The sequence below is a fragment of the Hydrogenobacter sp. T-2 genome, from assembly GCF_033971325.1.
GTDB classification, from domain to species: Bacteria; Aquificota; Aquificia; order Aquificales; family Aquificaceae; genus Pampinifervens; species Pampinifervens diazotrophicum.
Genome location: NZ_CP117180.1, coordinates 1453508 through 1469200 on the forward strand (window position 1 = coordinate 1453508; position 15693 = coordinate 1469200).

At 42.7% G+C, this 15693-nt stretch carries 19 protein-coding genes and 1 tRNA gene; 17 read left to right on the forward strand and 3 right to left on the reverse strand.

The genetic code is table 11. The annotated features are described in order from the left end of the window. The first annotated feature begins 2 nt into the window (after positions 1-2). The 14 genes from IAE16_RS08415 (at position 3) to IAE16_RS08480 (ending at position 11032) form a co-directional block, all read left to right on the forward strand. Entirely contained in the window at positions 3-356 is a 354-nt protein-coding gene (locus tag IAE16_RS08415; protein WP_323700377.1) for a hypothetical protein, read from the forward strand. Between the two features lie 47 nt (positions 357-403). After that, complete coding sequence (locus IAE16_RS08420; protein ID WP_323700378.1) at positions 404-823, forward strand: c-type cytochrome biogenesis protein CcmI/CycH; 420 nt, start codon at positions 404-406, stop codon at positions 821-823. Continuing rightward, complete coding sequence (locus IAE16_RS08425; RefSeq protein WP_323700379.1) at positions 823-1293, forward strand: YqhA family protein; 471 nt, start codon at positions 823-825, stop codon at positions 1291-1293. The genes IAE16_RS08420 and IAE16_RS08425 overlap by 1 nt, the downstream gene beginning before the upstream one ends. Further along, positions 1293-2801, forward strand: coding sequence for a sigma-54 interaction domain-containing protein (locus IAE16_RS08430; protein WP_323700380.1), 1509 nt, complete (start codon positions 1293-1295; stop codon positions 2799-2801). Before IAE16_RS08425 ends, IAE16_RS08430 begins: the two co-directional genes overlap by 1 nt. Positions 2802-2803: 2 nt before the next feature. Next, positions 2804-3496 (forward strand): succinate dehydrogenase/fumarate reductase iron-sulfur subunit, encoded by a 693-nt coding sequence (locus IAE16_RS08435; RefSeq protein WP_323700382.1) that lies wholly within the window; start codon positions 2804-2806, stop codon positions 3494-3496. 42 nt (positions 3497-3538) lie between these two features. Then, on the forward strand, positions 3539-4543 hold the full coding sequence (locus tag IAE16_RS08440) for an aldo/keto reductase (RefSeq protein ID WP_323700383.1): 1005 nt from the start codon (positions 3539-3541) through the stop codon (positions 4541-4543). Between the two features lie 153 nt (positions 4544-4696). Then, positions 4697-5896: a DnaA ATPase domain-containing protein gene (locus tag IAE16_RS08445; protein WP_323700384.1), complete on the forward strand. Its 1200-nt coding sequence runs from the start codon at positions 4697-4699 to the stop codon at positions 5894-5896. A 9-nt stretch (positions 5897-5905) separates the two neighbouring features. Next, a complete protein-coding gene (locus IAE16_RS08450; protein WP_323700385.1) occupies positions 5906-7456 on the forward strand; it encodes an AAA family ATPase in 1551 nt (516 codons plus the stop codon). After that, on the forward strand, positions 7449-8123 hold the full coding sequence (locus tag IAE16_RS08455; RefSeq protein WP_323700386.1) for an N-glycosylase/DNA lyase: 675 nt from the start codon (positions 7449-7451) through the stop codon (positions 8121-8123). The genes IAE16_RS08450 and IAE16_RS08455 overlap by 8 nt, the downstream gene beginning before the upstream one ends. Before the next feature lie 22 nt (positions 8124-8145). Next, positions 8146-8550, forward strand: coding sequence for a bacteriohemerythrin (locus IAE16_RS08460; protein WP_323700387.1), 405 nt, complete (start codon positions 8146-8148; stop codon positions 8548-8550). Positions 8551-8562: 12 nt separating this feature from the next. Then, positions 8563-8636 (forward strand) — tRNA-Arg (locus IAE16_RS08465). Positions 8637-8644: 8 nt separating this feature from the next. Further along, a complete protein-coding gene (locus tag IAE16_RS08470; protein WP_323700388.1) occupies positions 8645-9136 on the forward strand; it encodes an ADP-ribose-binding protein in 492 nt (163 codons plus the stop codon). Continuing rightward, a complete protein-coding gene (locus IAE16_RS08475; RefSeq protein WP_323700389.1) occupies positions 9137-10159 on the forward strand; it encodes a chorismate-binding protein in 1023 nt (340 codons plus the stop codon). It begins immediately after the preceding gene. A gap of 9 nt (positions 10160-10168) precedes the next feature. Next, positions 10169-11032, forward strand: a complete 864-nt coding sequence (locus IAE16_RS08480) for an RpnC/YadD family protein (RefSeq protein ID WP_323700390.1) — start codon at positions 10169-10171, stop codon at positions 11030-11032. On the opposite strand, the gene IAE16_RS08485 is transcribed toward IAE16_RS08480, so the two are convergent. After that, complete coding sequence (locus tag IAE16_RS08485; RefSeq protein ID WP_323700391.1) at positions 11021-11470, reverse strand: nucleoside deaminase; 450 nt, start codon at positions 11468-11470, stop codon at positions 11021-11023. The genes IAE16_RS08480 and IAE16_RS08485 overlap by 12 nt on opposite strands. A 17-nt stretch (positions 11471-11487) precedes the next feature. Here IAE16_RS08485 and IAE16_RS08490 point away from each other — a divergent pair, with 17 nt between their 5' ends. The 3 genes from IAE16_RS08490 to IAE16_RS08500 all read left to right on the forward strand — a co-directional run bounded on the left by IAE16_RS08490 (position 11488) and on the right by IAE16_RS08500 (position 13754). Continuing rightward, entirely contained in the window at positions 11488-11754 is a 267-nt protein-coding gene (locus IAE16_RS08490) for a thioredoxin family protein (RefSeq protein ID WP_323700392.1), read from the forward strand. A 156-nt stretch (positions 11755-11910) separates the two neighbouring features. Next, a complete protein-coding gene (locus tag IAE16_RS08495; RefSeq protein WP_323700393.1) occupies positions 11911-13347 on the forward strand; it encodes an RNA-guided endonuclease TnpB family protein in 1437 nt (478 codons plus the stop codon). Then, positions 13344-13754, forward strand: coding sequence for an EVE domain-containing protein (locus IAE16_RS08500; protein ID WP_323700394.1), 411 nt, complete (start codon positions 13344-13346; stop codon positions 13752-13754). The genes IAE16_RS08495 and IAE16_RS08500 overlap by 4 nt, the downstream gene beginning before the upstream one ends. Here the strand turns inward: IAE16_RS08500 and IAE16_RS08505 are convergent. Further along, the gene (locus IAE16_RS08505) at positions 13737-14033 is read right to left on the reverse strand and encodes a hypothetical protein (protein ID WP_323700395.1); all 297 of its coding nucleotides are present in this window, start codon (positions 14031-14033) and stop codon (positions 13737-13739) included. The two genes, IAE16_RS08500 and IAE16_RS08505, sit on opposite strands and share 18 nt — an antisense overlap. Then, on the reverse strand, positions 13993-15660 hold the full coding sequence (gene resB, locus IAE16_RS08510; protein ID WP_323700396.1) for a cytochrome c biogenesis protein ResB: 1668 nt from the start codon (positions 15658-15660) through the stop codon (positions 13993-13995). Before resB ends, IAE16_RS08505 begins: the two co-directional genes overlap by 41 nt. Positions 15661-15693: the final 33 nt, after the last annotated feature.

Genomic DNA, 15693 nt, shown 5'->3' on the forward strand with positions numbered 1-15693 from the left:
CTATGGGACAGGTGGTAGCCCTAATCTATGGAGGTCAAGCAACTCCTGAAGTAAACTACAACCTTACAAAAGCTACCCTTCGCAGGCTTGCGGATGCGGACTACAAGGGTGCTATCTTTTTCCACCTTAGAATATGGGTTCCAAAGATGGTAGAAAGGGCAGTACAAGAAGACCCAGTTATAGCTAAATATTTGGCTGAAAAGGAAAACCTCTATACGGTGACCGCAGACCTTCAAAACAAGGTAATAAGGCTATGGCAGGTTTACGTAAAGGATGGAAAGCAGTCAACGGTAAAAGAACTTGGAACCATACCTATGAACCCTGCTTGGGAAGACCTTCTGCGTAGGTCTCTATAAACCTTCTGCGGGCGAAAGCCCGCCTTCTTACTTTATAATAAAGTTTTATGTTACAATTCCTCGTTCTTTTTGTGTCTTTGCTCCTTGCCTGTCAACCTTTGCCAAAGGAAGTGCCTCTTGAAAAGTATAGAAATCAGTTTATAGAGGGTGAGGTTGTTCTTGATGAGGCTCTCAAGGACAAAGTTCCAAAGGGAAACACCTTTCTTATAATATCTGTTAGAGACCTTGAAAATCCCATGCCTTTGGCAGTCTTGAGGGTGAAAAACCCAAAGCTACCCTACAAGTTCAAGATAACAGGCAAGCACAAGCTAAGCCACGATAGAATCATGGAAGGACTGGTTATAATAACTGCCAGATTGAGTGCTTCTGAAGGGGCGGAGGCTCAAAAGGGAGACCTCATTGGCTTTGCTAACGCACAGGTTGGAACGAGGGGTGTGATAATAAAAATAAACTCAGAGGTGGAATGATGGACAGGTTCGTGAAGGCTTTTGTGGAGAGAGGCAAGGCAATTGCGGTGCTTCCAGCCTTGAGCCTTTTTATAAGTGCGGTTTTTCTTGGCTTTTATGGTGTTTATCTTTCCTTTGAAACCCTCTACAAGGTCTTTACAGACCCAGAGTATTTGGATACCGCCATACTTTCCACTAAGTTTATAGCGGTTATGGACATACACTTACTTTCGGTGATACTCTACATCTTTGCGGTAGGTCTTTATGAGCTCTTTGTAGGAAAGTTAAACGTTCCAGATTGGTTAAAGATTGAAAGCATAGACCAGCTCAAGGCTAAGCTGGCAAGCGTAATAATCCTCATACTTGCCATAACCTTTACAAAAAACGTGGTAAAGTGGAAAGAGCCTCTTGAAACCCTTCTCTTTGGTATAGCTATTGCCATAGTGGTTGGCGTGCTTATCTTTTATTACAGGGTAAAAGAAGAGCATTGATGGAAAAGGGTTTGGACTTCAGGGAGCTTACCATAGTCAATGAAGTTGCCAAGATACTCAGTAAGGGTTTTGAGTTTACAAAAAGTCTTGAGGAGGTTCTAAAGGTTCTCTACTCCTACTGGGATGTAAGACACAGCTATGTGGCACTCTACAGTCCTGAGATAAAGGCTCTAAAGATAGTCAAAGCCTTTGGGTTAACAGAGGAGGAGGCGGAAAGGGGTATCTTTAGAAAGGGTGAGGGTATAGTGGGAAAGGTCTACAAAGACGGCGTGCCTGTCTTTTTGTCAGATACAAAGATAAACGCCTACCTAAACAAAACTGGTCTCAGGGAGAGGCTTGAGCCCGGTGAGAGTTTTGTGGCAGTGCCTGTTAGGGTGGGTGGTGAGATAATCGGCGTGCTTGCGGTCTTTAAGGACTTTGGAGAGGAGAGCGTAGAAAGGGGTGTGGAGCTTTTGCTCATAATGGGGACTATGATAGGCATGCTCTACAAACTGGACGAGAGGATAAGCCAGGAAAGACAAGAGTGGGAGGAGGAAAAGAGACTTCTTACAAAGGCTTTAAGCGAAAGATACAGTGTAGAGGGTATAGTTGGCAAAAGCCCAGTGGTGAGGAACCTTCTTGACCTTATAGAAAGGATTGCACAGACCGACGTGAACGTGCTTATAACCGGCGAGAGTGGGACGGGTAAAAGCCTTGTAGCTAAGGCTATACACTTTATGAGTAAGCGTAAGGAAAAGCCCTTTATAACCATAAACTGCAGTGCCATACCTGAGACACTGCTTGAAGCGGAGCTTTTTGGATACGAAAAGGGTTCATTTACTGGTGCATACACTTCAAAGAAGGGAAAGTTTGAGCTTGCAAGCGGTGGAACCGTTTTCCTTGATGAGATAGGGGACATGCCTCTTTCTATTCAGCCCAAGATACTCAGAGTAATACAAGACAAGGAAATAGAAAGGCTTGGCAGTGAAAAAACCATAAGGGTGGACGTGCGTATTATCTCCGCTACAAATAAGAACCTCTCTGAGCTTGTCTCTCAAGGACAGTTTAGGGAAGACCTATACTACAGGCTAAACGTACTTCCAATTCATATTCCGCCTCTAAGAGAAAGAAAGGAGGATATACCCATACTGGTAGACCACTTTCTGGAGGTTTTCAATCAAAGATATGGCAAAAGGGTCAGGCTTGACCCAAGGGTCATTGAAGTTTTTATGGATTATCCTTGGCCTGGTAACGTAAGGGAGCTGGAAAACACTATAGAACGGCTCGTGATACTCAGAGATGGTTTGATAAGAGAAGTGGACTTACCACCCTACTTTTTTGCAAGGCTTTATGACACAGGTCCCAGAAATATGCCACAGGTTATACAAAGCACGGAAAGGGATGAGATAATAAAAGCTCTTGAAAAGACAGGTTATGTGAAATCCAGAGCGGCAAGGCTTTTGGGATATACCCTGCGTCAGCTTGACTATAGGATAAAAAAGTATCAGATTGAGATAAAGAGGTATTAGAGGTGAAAGTCAGAATAAAGAGGCATCCTAAAGGTGTTGAGGAGTTTGAAGTTGAGGTTTCTCAGAAGATAACCCTCCTTGAGCTTTTGTATAAAGTTAAAGAGGAACTTGACCCTACCCTCGCTTTTAGGAGTATGTGTAGGGCGGGTATATGTGGCACCTGCGCGGTAAAGCTCAATGGAAAGCCAGTCCTTGCATGCTCCACATGGGTTTCTGGAGAGGACATACTTGTTGAACCCATTGACCGTTTCTCCGTAATAAAAGACTTGGTAGTCGAAAATGAGAGTATGGAAAAGAAACTAAAAGTTGCTAAGATATGGCTAAGGGTTGGCAAAGAAGGTATAAGTTTGCACGAAGAGGTGAACCGTAAAACCTCAAGGAGTTGGGATTGTATACTCTGCGGTGTATGTGATAGTGTATGTCCTGTGCTATCAGAAAGTGAGCTTTTTGGTGGTCCTCTGAGCCTCACAAGGTTATACAAATACCTTCATGACCCAAGAAATATGGACTACGAAGCTACTTTGAAAACTTTGCAAAACCTAAAGCCAGAGCTTTGCACCCACTGTATGAACTGCTCTTATGCCTGTCCCAAAAGGCTTATGCCAGAGGGTCTAATAAGAGAGGAAGAAAACCTACTTGTGGAAAAGGGTCTGCTCCAAAGGCAGGTGGGTGGCTTTGACTTTTTGAGTTTTTGATATGCTTTCCGATTGGGAAATGTTTAATGTAGGAGGTTTTTTATGAAAAACTTCTTGAACCTTGAACTTTCTGAGCTTGGTGTAGGCACGTATCTTGGAGAGCTTGACCAGAGGACCTCTCAGGGATACAAAGAGGTTATAAAGACTGCCCTTCAGAGTGGTATAAATGTGGTGGATACCGCCATAGTCTACAGATACATGAAAAGCGAAAGGGACATAGGAGAAGTGCTAAGAGAAGTTCCAAGAGATAAGGTAATTGTGTCCACAAAGGGTGGCTATGTGCCTTACGATGTGGACTCAGGGATTGACCCAAAGGACTACTTTTACGAGAACTTTGTAAACACAGGAATAATAAAGTTGGAGGAAATGACACCTCAGGGGCATTACCTGTCTGCCAAGTTCATTGAGTGGTGTCTTAACAAAAGCCTTGAAAACATGAACACAGACTACGTGGATATTTATTTTCTCCACAACCCAGAGGAACAGCTTAACTTCTTTGACAGAAAGACCTTTAATACAAAGATAAGGGAGTGTTTTGAGTATCTTGAGTCTGAGGTAAAGAGGGGTAGAGTAAGGTATTATGGGCTTGCCACATGGGGAAGCTTTAGGGTTTCTCCTGCAAGCATGCAGTATCTAAACCTTTCTGAGCTCCTAAGCTTCGCGGAAGAAGTGGCAGGTCAAGAGCACCACTTTAGGTTTATTCAACTACCTTATAACCTCGGAATGCCAGAAGCCTACACTTTGAAAAACCAAGAGGTAAAGGGTCAGAGGCTCTCCACCCTTGAAGCCTGCGAAAGGCTTGGTGTATACACTTACATAAGTGCCAGCATATATCAAGGCAGGGTTATAGGAAGAGTTCCAGAGGAGCTAAAGCAAAGGCTCAAGGTTGAAAAGGACGTGCATGCGAGCCTTCAGTTTGTCCTTAGCACTCCCGGTGTTGGCACTGCCCTTGTGGGTATGAGCAAGTTGGAGCACTTGGAGGAAAACCTTCAGATATTAAGCGTGCCAAGGCTAAGTGAGAGGGAGTTTTTAAGCCTTTTTAAATAGCATCAAACTATCCAAGATTTAGGCTCACTGCTTTCGGAGGTTTAGCCTGTAAGCATTTCCTGATTTGAGGGTGCTCCAACTTAGGAGTTATGATTTAGATACAGTTTGAGGGGCAATAAAAAACCCTGCGTGCATAAGCGGTAAGCATGAGCCATGAGGAACTTTTTACTTTTTGTGGAAAACAGAGACAGGTTTGCGGTGGGGCTTTTTAGACAGTTCAAGATTGAGGAAACACCCAGCAGGGTCCTTATAATCACGCCTACCCTTGAGCAGAAAAGGTGGGTGCTTGAATACATAAGGGCAAGGCTCTATGACTACGGAAAGGAAATATTGGTAAAATCTCAGGAAGAGGGTAAAAGGCAGGAAGAGGAGCTCACAAAGGACGGTCTTTTGTCCTCTTTTAGCTTTGATAACTTTGTGGTGGGAAAGTCCAACCAGCTCGCATACAAGGTGTGTCTTGAGGTTTCTAAAAATCCGGGTGTATATAGCCCTCTCTTTATATACGGCGGTGTGGGTCTTGGCAAAACTCACCTTTTACATGCGGTAGGTAATAGGTCAAAATCCTTAGGTTATAAGGCTATATATAGACAGGCATTGGAGTTTTCTGAGGAGATGATAAAAAGCCTCAAGAACGGGAAAATAGAGGATTTTAGGAAGACCTATTCCAACGTGGATATATTGCTTTTGGATGATGTGCAGTTTCTCTCTAGCAAGGAGAGAACACAGATAGAACTATTTAGAGTATTTGAAGTCCTGCAATCTAAAGAAAAGCAGATAGTGTTTGTAAGCGATAGGCATCCAAAGGATATAAGAGATGTATCTGAGAGGCTTTTGAGTAGGTTTGCAAGCGGTCTCATCTTAGAAATAGGGCTTGATGCAGAAACAAAACTATCTATAATAAGGCATAAGCTACTACTTTTTGGACTTCCTACAGACAAAAGGTATATAGACTACGTTATGGAAAATACCGGCTACAGCGTAAGGGAGATAGAGGGCTTTATAAAAACCTTAAAGTTTACTGGCATACGGGAAGAAGACTCTACAAAAACAGCCTGCAAGGAAGAAGACTTAGTAAGACATGTGGCTAAATACTTCAGCCTTAGACCTGAAGACCTAAAGAGGGAAACAAAGGAAAGAAAGGTTCTAAAGGCAAGGCAGACCGCCATGTATCTTTGCAGAACTCTTCTGCATATGTCCTATTCAGAAATAGCAAGACTTTTTGGAAAACCAGACCACACCTCTGCTCTATACTCCATAAAAAAGGTAGAGGAGAAAAAACAGCAAGACAGGAAGTTTGCCTACATGCTTGAGATGTTGGAAAAGAGCGTCAAAAAACATCTGGGCTTAAATTAAAAGATAGCTATGCTTGTGAGGTTAAGCCTTGAAAACTTCTTCTTTATAAAAGGTGAGGAGCTATACTTTGACAGAGGGCTCACTGTTATAACTGGGGAGACTGGGACTGGAAAGTCCCTTACGGTTTCTTCTTTGCTTTTTCTAATGGGTAGAGAAGGTGAATATCCAGAGGGAACTTGTGTAGAAGCGGAGCTTGACCTTGGGGAGGAGCAGGTTGTCTTAAGAAGGGAGATAGTCAAAGGCAGGAGTAAGTATTATCTGAACGGGAGGGGTAGCACAAGAAGGGTGGTGGAAGAAGTTTTGAGTTCTAACATACTTCTTCAGGGTCAAAATGACAGGACGAAAATCTTAAGGGTGGACTTTCAGAGGGAAGTCTACGACCGCTTTGTGGGTTGTGTGGAACTAAGAAGAGCTGTAGAAGGAGCTTACGAGGAGGTCTTGGAGCTTGAAGAGAAACTAAAAAGCATAAACCAAAGGAAAATTGAAAGAGAGGTGAGAAAAAGGCTCATATCTGAAGAAATAAAACAAATAGAAGAGGTAGGGCTAAAGCCAGAGGAGTATGAGTTTGTGAAAAAAAGGATTGAGGAGATAAACTTAGCAGAGAGGGTAAACAACATTGTATTTCAGGGGCTATCTAACCTTGAGAGGTCTATGGAGGGTCTGAGGGAATTGAAAAGGGCACTGAGGGAACTATTGAATATTGGAGTTTTGCAGGACAAAACCCAATCTTTTCAGCTTCTTGAGGATTACCTCGTAGACCTTGAAAGAGAGCTAAAGTCAAAGGTAATATCTTATAGCCAAGAGGAGCTTGACCAACTTAACGAAAAGGTATACAAGGTCCAAAGGCTTGAGAGGAAATACAGAAAGGACTACAGGGACATATACGGGTATATGCTAATGCTGAGAGAGGAGCTTGACAAACTTCAGGAAGAGGAAAACACGGAGCTCTTAGAAAGGGGATTAAACTTAAAAAGGGATGAGCTTTACAGACTATATGAGGAGCTTAGTAAGAAGAGGCTCTTGGCAAGGGAAGAGTTTGAGAAAAAGGTAATGGAATACCTGAAAAGTATGGGGCTTGAGGGTGCGAGCTTTAGGGTCTCCTTTGAGAGAAAGGAGGGAAGGTATGGCAGGGAACAGGTGAGGTTTTTGTTCTCTTCTTATGGAAAGGAGGAAAGGGACATATCTGAGGTGGCATCTGGTGGTGAAATATCAAGGCTTTCTCTTGCTCTCTTCATGCTCTCTCCACCTGCTCAGACCTACGTGTTGGACGAGGTGGACACTGGCATAAGCGGTATAACTTCCATAAAACTTGCCAAGCTCCTCAAGGAGCTTTCAAAGAAAACCCAGCTCATAGTCATAACCCACTCGCCTGCCATAGCCAGTGCATCAGACAAGCACTTTACTACCAAAAGGGAAGCCATGGGAGATATTCCTCTTATTAGGGTAGTAGAGCTTTCTGAGGAAGAAAAAATTGAAGAAATAGCCAGGCTTATGGGGGCGGTAAACAGCAAAACAGTGGAAGGGGCAAGAGAGCTTATAAAGGAGGTCTGCGGTGTTTGAGGAATTGCAGGAGCTAAAGGGCAAAATAAAGCCTTACGTGGACAAGAGGCTATCTGAATTCAAGGAGCTTGGAAGGACTGGAAAAACTACCTTTGACTTTAGACCCTTTGCCAACTACTCTTATGAGGCGGACATATTCTCTGAGCTCTGCTTTTGTCTTCTTACTGCCAACTCCTCAGCTCTTATGGGTATAAAACTACAGAGCCTCATAGGGATAGAAGGCTTTATAAGTATGAGCCTTGAGGAGCTTGAAAAGACCATATCTTCTGTAGGACATCGTTTTGCCCGTCAGAGGGCGGAAAGAATAGTGAAGGCAAGGGAAAAGTTTGAAAGGATTAGGGAGCTCCTTTCCGGCTCAAAGGAAGGGAAGGTTATAAGAGACCTGCTAAGCGATACCTGTTCCAAATACAAGGTGGAAGGGTTTGGCATAAAGGAGGCTTCTCACTTTCTGAGGAACATAGGCTTTGAAGATGTGGCAATAGTGGACAGACACATTTTTAGATATCTTAAAGAAAAGGCTCTCCTACCAGACTATAAAACCATTACAAGACGCATATACCTTGAGGCAGAAAGAAGGCTTGAGGAAATATGCCAAAGGCTTGGAATGTCTCAAGGAGAGCTTGACTTGTATATTTTTTACCACAAGACGGGGAAGGTGTTAAAATAGCGTTATAAAAGGAGGTGAAGCCATGGTTTTGGAACTTACAGAAGACCTAAAAACTGGTGTGGAGGAGATGGACAAGGACCACCAAATGCTCGTGGACTACCTTAACGAGGTTTACACACTCCTAAAAGAGGGCAAAAAAGAACAAGCTATTAGGATTTTTAAAGAGGAGCTACTCCATTATGTGAACTGGCATCTTACAAGGGAGGAAAAATTTATGGAGGCTATCGGATATCCAGAGTTTGAAAGACATAAGAAGGCTCACGATATGTTTAAAAAAGTCATACTTGACCTACTACCAAAGGTAGGGAGCGGAGATGTGGAGGCTTTTAGAGAATCCTTAGCCCTTTCCTGGGGATGGCTCGCAGGACATATAGGAAAGGTAGACAAAAAATACGGAGAGTATGCAAGGGAGAAGGGTTTGATATAATATATTATGTCAGTCCCCGTAGCTCAGAAGGACAGAGCGCGAGATTCCTAATCTCGAGGTCGGAGGTTCGAATCCTCCCGGGGACGCATTTGCCATGATAGAGATAAGTGTAGTCCAGGGAAGTCTCCTTGAGGTTCAGGCGGATGCCATAGTAAACCCTGCCAACTCTCTTGGTCTTATGGGTGGCGGTGTGGCTGGAGTGATAAAAAGGTTTGGTGGTGAGGAGATAGAGAAGGAGGCAGTTTCAAAAGCTCCTATACCTGTAGGTTCTGCGGTCTTGACCTCTGCAGGAAAACTGCCTTTTAAGGGCGTAATACACGCGCCTACTATGGAAGAACCTGCTATGGAAACCACAGAGGAAAAGGTAAGAAGAGCGGTAAGGGCGGTTTTGGAGCTTGCGGATAGGATGGGTTTTGAAAGCATTGCCATGCCTGGTATGGGAACGGGTGTGGGAAGACTTCCAAAGGATGTGTCCGCAAGAGCCATGATTGAGGAAATAAGGAATTTTCAACCAAAGAACCTCAAAAAGGTCGTACTTGTAGACCTTGATACGCAGATGGTAGAAGAGTGGAAAGGGCTTCTGTGAATGCGTCTTATTCTTTCTGGTGGGTGGTTGGGTGAAGAAGGTTTTTTTAAAGCCAAGGTAAGGGATTTAAAGGTCTATAATTCTCTCAAGGATTTCAAAAACTTAAACTATGGCTTTGCCTTGTTTTCTTATTCTTTAAGCTCTGAAATCTTAGGCTTACAGATAAAAAGTGGAAATTTTCCACCTATTGTATGTCTTGAGATTGAAGGGTTTGAGAGGTTTTCTTATGAGCAGAAGGAAATAAGACTTGAGAGGGTTTCCTCCTCCTTTACTGCAAAGGACTACATAGATGCGGTTAAAGAGGTCAAAAGGCTCATATCAAAAGGCGTAGTATATCAGCTAAACCTTACCTGTAGGTTTGATTTTTTGCTTTATGAAGACCCTCTTGACCTTTTTGTAAGATACTATATGCGTCAGCCAGTGCCATACGCCTTTTTCCTTGACCTTGAGGGCTTTTATGTTATAAGTGGCTCTATGGAGCTTTTTCTAAAGAAGGAGGGAGACCTTATACTAAGCAAACCTATAAAAGGGACTGCAAAAAACAAAGAAGACCTTTTAAAAAGCGAAAAGGACAAGGCGGAAAACCTCATGATAACGGACATGGTAAGGAATGACTTATCAAGAATAGCTCTGTCTGGAAGTGTAGAAGTGACAGAACTTTTTAAGATAGAAGAATACAAAACGCTTTTTCAGATGCATTCCACAGTGAGGGCAAGAACAGAAAAAAGCCTGCAGGAGATACTCAAAGAGACCTTTCCACCCGCTTCCGTGGTAGGTGCTCCCAAAAGAAAGGCAGTAGAAGTCATAGACCAGCTTGAGCCTCACAGCAGAGACTACTACTGCGGAGCGGGGGGGCTTATAAAAGGCGGGGATTTTCTCCTAAGTGTGCTAATTAGAACTGCCACAGGCTCAGGTAGAAGGGTTTCCTACTTTGCGGGTGCAGGCATAGTTTGGGATTCCTCTCCAGAAAGAGAATGGCAAGAAGTGATCTTAAAAACGCAAGCCTTTGACCCTGTGTATTAAAATTCATAAATGCCTTCAAAAGACATAGCCCTCAAAGACATCTTTGAAGAAATCCCACACAGGCTTAGCAAGATACTTGCACCAGCACCAATAAAGGAACTGCTACCCACCAACTTCCCTTCCACAGAGTTAAGAGTGGACTTCTTGGCAAGGCTTGAGGATGAAAGCGTATTGCATATAGAATTCCAGTCCTTCAACGACCCTAACATACCCTTCAGAATGCTACGCTATTACCTTGCCATATGGGAAAGATATCCAAACAGTCCCATAAAACAGCTCCTTGTTTATGTGGGAAACAGAAAGCTAAGGATGAAATCAAAGCTAAGGCTTAGAAACCTTACCTTTAGCTATGAGATGCTTGACATAAGGCAGATAGACTGCAGAGTGCTTTTGGAAAGCCCAGACCCTATGGATAGGCTATTGGCATGTTTGTGTGGGGTAGAGGACGAGTTATATCTGATAGAGAAACTCATAAAGACCATGGAAGGCATGAACGAAGAAGAGAGAAAAGACTACCTTTTGAAAGCCTTGACGCTGACAGAACTAAGACCTAACTTAAGGATAAGGCTCACGGAGGAGGTCAAGCACATGCCTATAGTGGTTAGACCTGAGGATGTAAGATTGCCAAAGAGGAAGTTGAGAAAGGATATTCTTTATAGGCTTGGATTGGAAGAGGGTAAGCAGATTGGAGAGTTAGAGTTTGCACAAAATATGGTTATAACTCTCGTAGAGAGCAGGCTTGGCTATGTACCAGAGGGTTTGGCAGAAAGGGTAAGAGAGATAAAAGACAAAGAGTTTTTACATACCTTGATTAAAAAGCTAATAAGCTCTGAGGATATTTTGGGAGTTCTGAAAAGAGAATTAAGTGTTTGATATTCTCCTCTTTCTGAAAAACTCCTTCAACAAACTCCTCGCTTCCTCTATAGGTAGATATTCCCACTTTACTCTGTGGTTAAAATATGGCTCGTCAAGGAGGTTAAACCTACTCATAACCGCACCATACTTTTCATCAACTGCAAGAAACACAACTCTTTCTACCCTTGCCAACACCATGGCATAGGCACACATGGGACATGGCTCAAGGCTTACATAGACCTCACAGCCATAGAGGTATTTCTCACCGAGTTTTTGCATAGCTTCTCTAAGGGCGAGCATCTCTGCATGTGCGGTAGGGTCTTTTAACTCCTCTACTCTGTTGTGAGCCTTGCCTATTACCACGCCATCCTTTACCACCACACAGCCCACAGGCACTTCAGACCTTTCAAAGCCTTCCTTTGCAAGCTCAAGGCATACTTGCACAAACTCCTGCATCGTATTAAATTTAAACCATGCTTACAGTGGCCCTTGCCTTGTGCCAAGTTTTACTCTTTGAGCAACCCGGTTGTGCATCCTGTAAAGCCAGCTACAGGGAGCTTAGCAAGTATCCAAACCTAAAAGTAGAGGTTTACGATATAACCAAGGATAGGGAACTGGCTAAAGCATATGGAATTGTAGGCTCTCCAACGGTTATATTCTTGAAAAATGGGCAGGAAATAGGCAGAGTTTTTGGATATATACCATCCATGATAAAATCTCTGGCGGAGAAGTGTTCCTAAATGTATTAGAAACTAATCACTGAAACAATAGAAAGCTCTTGACAAATATAGAAGGTTAGTTTATGTTTTTTGTCATGAAACTTTCACAATGCGTTAAAAAAATAGGTATAAGCTATAAGAGAACTCGGAGGCTTTTCAAAGGGGGTATAATATCCAATGCCTACAAATAAACCAATAGCAGTCGGAGAATATCCTCAATATGCTAACAGAGGAAAACAAAATAAACTCCTTACACTCCTCAAAGAATACAGAAAAACCGCATACAAAATAGCAAAGAATCAATGGTCTATCTTTTTTGCAGAAGCCAAGTTTGACAGATACGCCAATATAAAGCACATCCAAAGCAAACTATCTGAGAGATACAAACAAACACGCCTATGGCAAGTAGTATCCCTGCTTGAAAGCTGGACTTCTAACCTCGCAAATAGATTTAGGCAAATAGTCATTAATTCAACTCTACCACAAGAAAGAAAAAGGGCTTTGCTGTATCTGAATAGTTTCAAAGGATGGTTTTTGAGAACACCACCAAAGGAATGGATAACTCAGAAAGATATGAAACTTGCAAGGAAGATATTCAAGCACATATACCACCAATGGAGAAAGCCATCCTTTAAACATATAGCAATGCATTTAGACCAGAAGGTTGCAGTGCTTGAGAAAAACACACATAGCAAAAGTTTTGATTACTGGCTAAAGGTCTCAACCCTTGAAAAGAGAAAGCCAGTTTATATTCCTCTCAAAGCAAACAAATACATAGAAAACCTTGAGGGAGAATTTATAAACTTCTATCAGTTAATAGAAGAGGACGGAAAGGTGAAAGTAAAACTTGTCAAGGAGATAGAAGATAAAAAAGACAGATACATTCCAGCGGTAGAGGAGATAGGGATAGACATAGGGCTAAGACCTTTGATAGCAACCAGCGAAGGAGACCTGATAGGGAGGAACTTCTTTGAGTTTTTGAAAAGCTATGATAGTAAGATAACCAAGAGGATGGCAGAACTACAAAGGAAAGGACTAAAGCCATCAAAGGACAAGAAATACAGAGAAATCCTCCGAAGGTTTAGAGAGTTTTTGAGGAGTGAGATAAACAGGTATATAAACAGGTTGATAGAGGTGTATAGACCAAAGAAGATAGTAGTGGAGAAGTTAGACTTCAGAAGTCCAGAGTTATCAAAGAGGATGAACAGGCTAATTCAGAACTTTGGCAAGAGGTATATAAAGGAAAAGCTAAGGAGGTTGCAAGAGGTATATGGCATACAGGTGGTGGAGATAAATCCCGCTTACACATCGCAGGAATGCAATAGTTGTGGATACATAGACAGAAGGAACAGGAAGGACACAGAGGAGTTTGAGTGCAAACTTTGTGGTAAAAGAGCAAATGCACAGGTAAACTCAGCTAAGAACATACTCAAGAGAGCGTCTCTCTTGGGTTTAAGACCTACTACTGCGAAAAAGAAAGTCCTTGAGGTGCTGATAAAAAGGCACCTTGAGAGACTAAAAGGCTGTAATAGTGCTGCCTTGGAAGTCCTAAGGGCTAATCCATACTACAGGGACTTCCTAAACCCCTGCGGTGGTAGGAATAAATTTCTATGAAAGGGGGGAACTATTACCTTCTCAAAACAGAGCCTTCTGAGTATTCCTACGATGACCTTCTCAGGGATGGAATAACCCGATGGGATGGCGTTAAGAACCCTCTTGCACAGAAATATATAAGTCTTATGAAAGTGGGAGACACATGCTTTATATACCATACGGGCAACATAAAGGCGGTAGTGGGACTTGCAAAGGTAATTTCTAAGCCCTATAAGGATGATAATAATCTCTGGGTTGTGGATTTAGAGCCCGCGGGTCTTTTGAAAAAGCCTGTAAGTCTCAAGGTTTTAAGGACTGAACCACTTTTTAAAGATTCTCTTCTCCTAAGGATGCCAAGGTTATCTGTTGTGCCATTAAACAAAGAACAATCAGAAAGGATTATGGAGCTTTCAGAGGCTTTCAATTAGACTTCCCGCTTGCACTATTTGACTGTTTGGCACCACAAGGTCTGCACCAAGCTCTTTGGCTTTTTTCATTAGTTCTACGTTTTTATGCCCACAGTAGGCTATAACCTTTGCACCCAAAGCTTTTAGCTCAGCAACCTTTTCCACAGGAAACTGCTCAAGGCTTATGAGAACCATATCCTCACCTTCGTAGTTGATGCCAACCCTTACCTCATGACCACCGAGGGATGACCTTATCCTACTAAGAAGTATTAGGTTCTTTTCCATGAGAAGGATTTTCATGCCTTAGCTCCTCCAAAGATTTTAGAAAGCTATTTTTAAACTCTTCTTTAAACTTGTGAGACCAAAAGGCTACCTTTAGGGTATTACCTTCAAGCCTTGCCCATACTTTCCGATGGACTGTGTAAAAGGCAAGAATCATTCCACCCACAACCAGTATAGACCCAAGCCATATTATGGGTGTGCCAGGCTGGCGCGAAACCTGAAGACCACTAAAGAACTGAGGCTCAAAGTCCACAAGGAAAAAGACATAGGGAAACTCCGCAAGCTGTGGTATCACAGATTGGGCAAAAACTGTAAGCTCTGGCGAGTAGACCACAGGCACATCGTAAGCCTTCCCGTCCATAAGAACCTTTATCACAAGGGCAGGCTTGAGCTCACCTTCAAAGCCTTTTTGCTCGTCTTCTATGTTTAGAGTAGACCTATCTATTGCCAAGAGCATATTTTTAAACTCGGATACTTTGCCAGCTTTTAGTTCCACTTCTCCAACAAAAGCCTTCTGCGGGTCTTGTGGTGCGAGCTTTTTGTCAAAAATGGCAATCTTAGCCCTGCCTGCATCTCCTGTTAGCCCGTAGGTTGCTTGAAATATTCTATATGTGCCAAAGTCAAAAGGGGAGTTTACAGCGGTCATACCTTCCGAAACTGCCTTTCCATCCTGAATTATCCTTATATCGCTCTCAAAGCTCGCTATGGCATCTTTGAAAGGTGTTTCTTTAGTTTTTCCCTTTCTCTGAAACTCTTCTTCGTAGCTAACTATTCTAAACTCTTCCAACTCTATCTGAAAAGGTAGCTTTATAGCTTTTTCTTTGGCAGGTATGAATAGGGTATCACTCCTTGAGCCCTCGGGAATTATAACTGTTCCCCTTATGCCCCATATGGCATCTATTAGTCCACCCGCCATTATAACAAGGAGACCTATGTGAACCACATAAACACCAAGACGAGCATACCTTCCCTTTTCTCCATAAAAGTAGGTCTTTCCACCCTCCTCTTCCATAAAAACCCTAAATCCGAGCTTTCCCAAAAAGCGTGCTACCTTTTCCTTTGAAGGGTTTACCTCTATGGATATGGCTTTTAGGTGTCTTTCCATGTTTTCATCCAACCTTTGAAACCTTTCCTTTGTAAAGGTCTGGACCCATACTCTTGGAAGTCTTTTGTAGGAGCAGGCTATGAGGTTTATGGCAAGGAGCACTATTAGTCCGATGTAATACCATGACCGGAAAACATCCGTTATCCAAAGTCTCCAAAGCCAATAACCTACATCCGCACCAAACCTGTCAAGGTAAAACTCTATAGGTTGGTTTTGCTGAACGTAAGTGGAGCCAAGCATAGAGAAAATGGCAAGAACTACCATTATAAAAATGGCGAGCCTAAGGTCTGCAAGAAAGTCAAAGAGAAAAGTCCAAAGGCTTTTTTTCTTCGCGTATTCTTCTTTTAGGAAACTGTAGACGCTCAAGGCGTATGAGAAAAGGGCAAAGGTGAAAAGGGCGGACGTGCCACCAAGAAGGGCAAAGTAAAGAGTGCCTCTCTCCTCAAGATGAAAGAGTCCAACTATAACAATGGCGGTAAAGAGGAGAAAGGAAGCCACCAAGAAGGCGTAGCCTCTATAAGCGTTTTTTACCTCAACCATGACAGATAAAAATATAAGGTGTATAATTACAAA

Bases quoted from the DNA above. Each gene is read 5' to 3' on its own strand.
- IAE16_RS08500 (WP_323700394.1), top strand. From the start codon at position 13,344: ATGAAAGGGGGGAACTATTACCTTCTCAAAACAGAGCCTTCTGAGTAT.
- IAE16_RS08430 (WP_323700380.1), top strand. From the start codon at position 1,293: ATGGAAAAGGGTTTGGACTTCAGGGAGCTTACCATAGTCAATGAAGTT.
- IAE16_RS08415 (WP_323700377.1), top strand. From the start codon at position 3: ATGGGACAGGTGGTAGCCCTAATCTATGGAGGTCAAGCAACTCCTGAA.
- IAE16_RS08420 (WP_323700378.1), top strand. From the start codon at position 404: ATGTTACAATTCCTCGTTCTTTTTGTGTCTTTGCTCCTTGCCTGTCAA.
- IAE16_RS08475 (WP_323700389.1), top strand. From the start codon at position 9,137: ATGCGTCTTATTCTTTCTGGTGGGTGGTTGGGTGAAGAAGGTTTTTTT.
- IAE16_RS08470 (WP_323700388.1), top strand. From the start codon at position 8,645: ATGATAGAGATAAGTGTAGTCCAGGGAAGTCTCCTTGAGGTTCAGGCG.
- IAE16_RS08425 (WP_323700379.1), top strand. From the start codon at position 823: ATGGACAGGTTCGTGAAGGCTTTTGTGGAGAGAGGCAAGGCAATTGCG.
- IAE16_RS08480 (WP_323700390.1), top strand. From the start codon at position 10,169: ATGCCTTCAAAAGACATAGCCCTCAAAGACATCTTTGAAGAAATCCCA.
- IAE16_RS08445 (WP_323700384.1), top strand. From the start codon at position 4,697: ATGAGGAACTTTTTACTTTTTGTGGAAAACAGAGACAGGTTTGCGGTG.
- IAE16_RS08495 (WP_323700393.1), top strand. From the start codon at position 11,911: ATGCCTACAAATAAACCAATAGCAGTCGGAGAATATCCTCAATATGCT.
- IAE16_RS08450 (WP_323700385.1), top strand. From the start codon at position 5,906: ATGCTTGTGAGGTTAAGCCTTGAAAACTTCTTCTTTATAAAAGGTGAG.
- IAE16_RS08440 (WP_323700383.1), top strand. From the start codon at position 3,539: ATGAAAAACTTCTTGAACCTTGAACTTTCTGAGCTTGGTGTAGGCACG.
- IAE16_RS08460 (WP_323700387.1), top strand. From the start codon at position 8,146: ATGGTTTTGGAACTTACAGAAGACCTAAAAACTGGTGTGGAGGAGATG.
- IAE16_RS08485 (WP_323700391.1), bottom strand. From the start codon at position 11,470: ATGCAGGAGTTTGTGCAAGTATGCCTTGAGCTTGCAAAGGAAGGCTTT.
- IAE16_RS08490 (WP_323700392.1), top strand. From the start codon at position 11,488: ATGCTTACAGTGGCCCTTGCCTTGTGCCAAGTTTTACTCTTTGAGCAA.
- resB (WP_323700396.1), bottom strand. From the start codon at position 15,660: ATGGTTGAGGTAAAAAACGCTTATAGAGGCTACGCCTTCTTGGTGGCT.
- IAE16_RS08505 (WP_323700395.1), bottom strand. From the start codon at position 14,033: ATGAAAATCCTTCTCATGGAAAAGAACCTAATACTTCTTAGTAGGATA.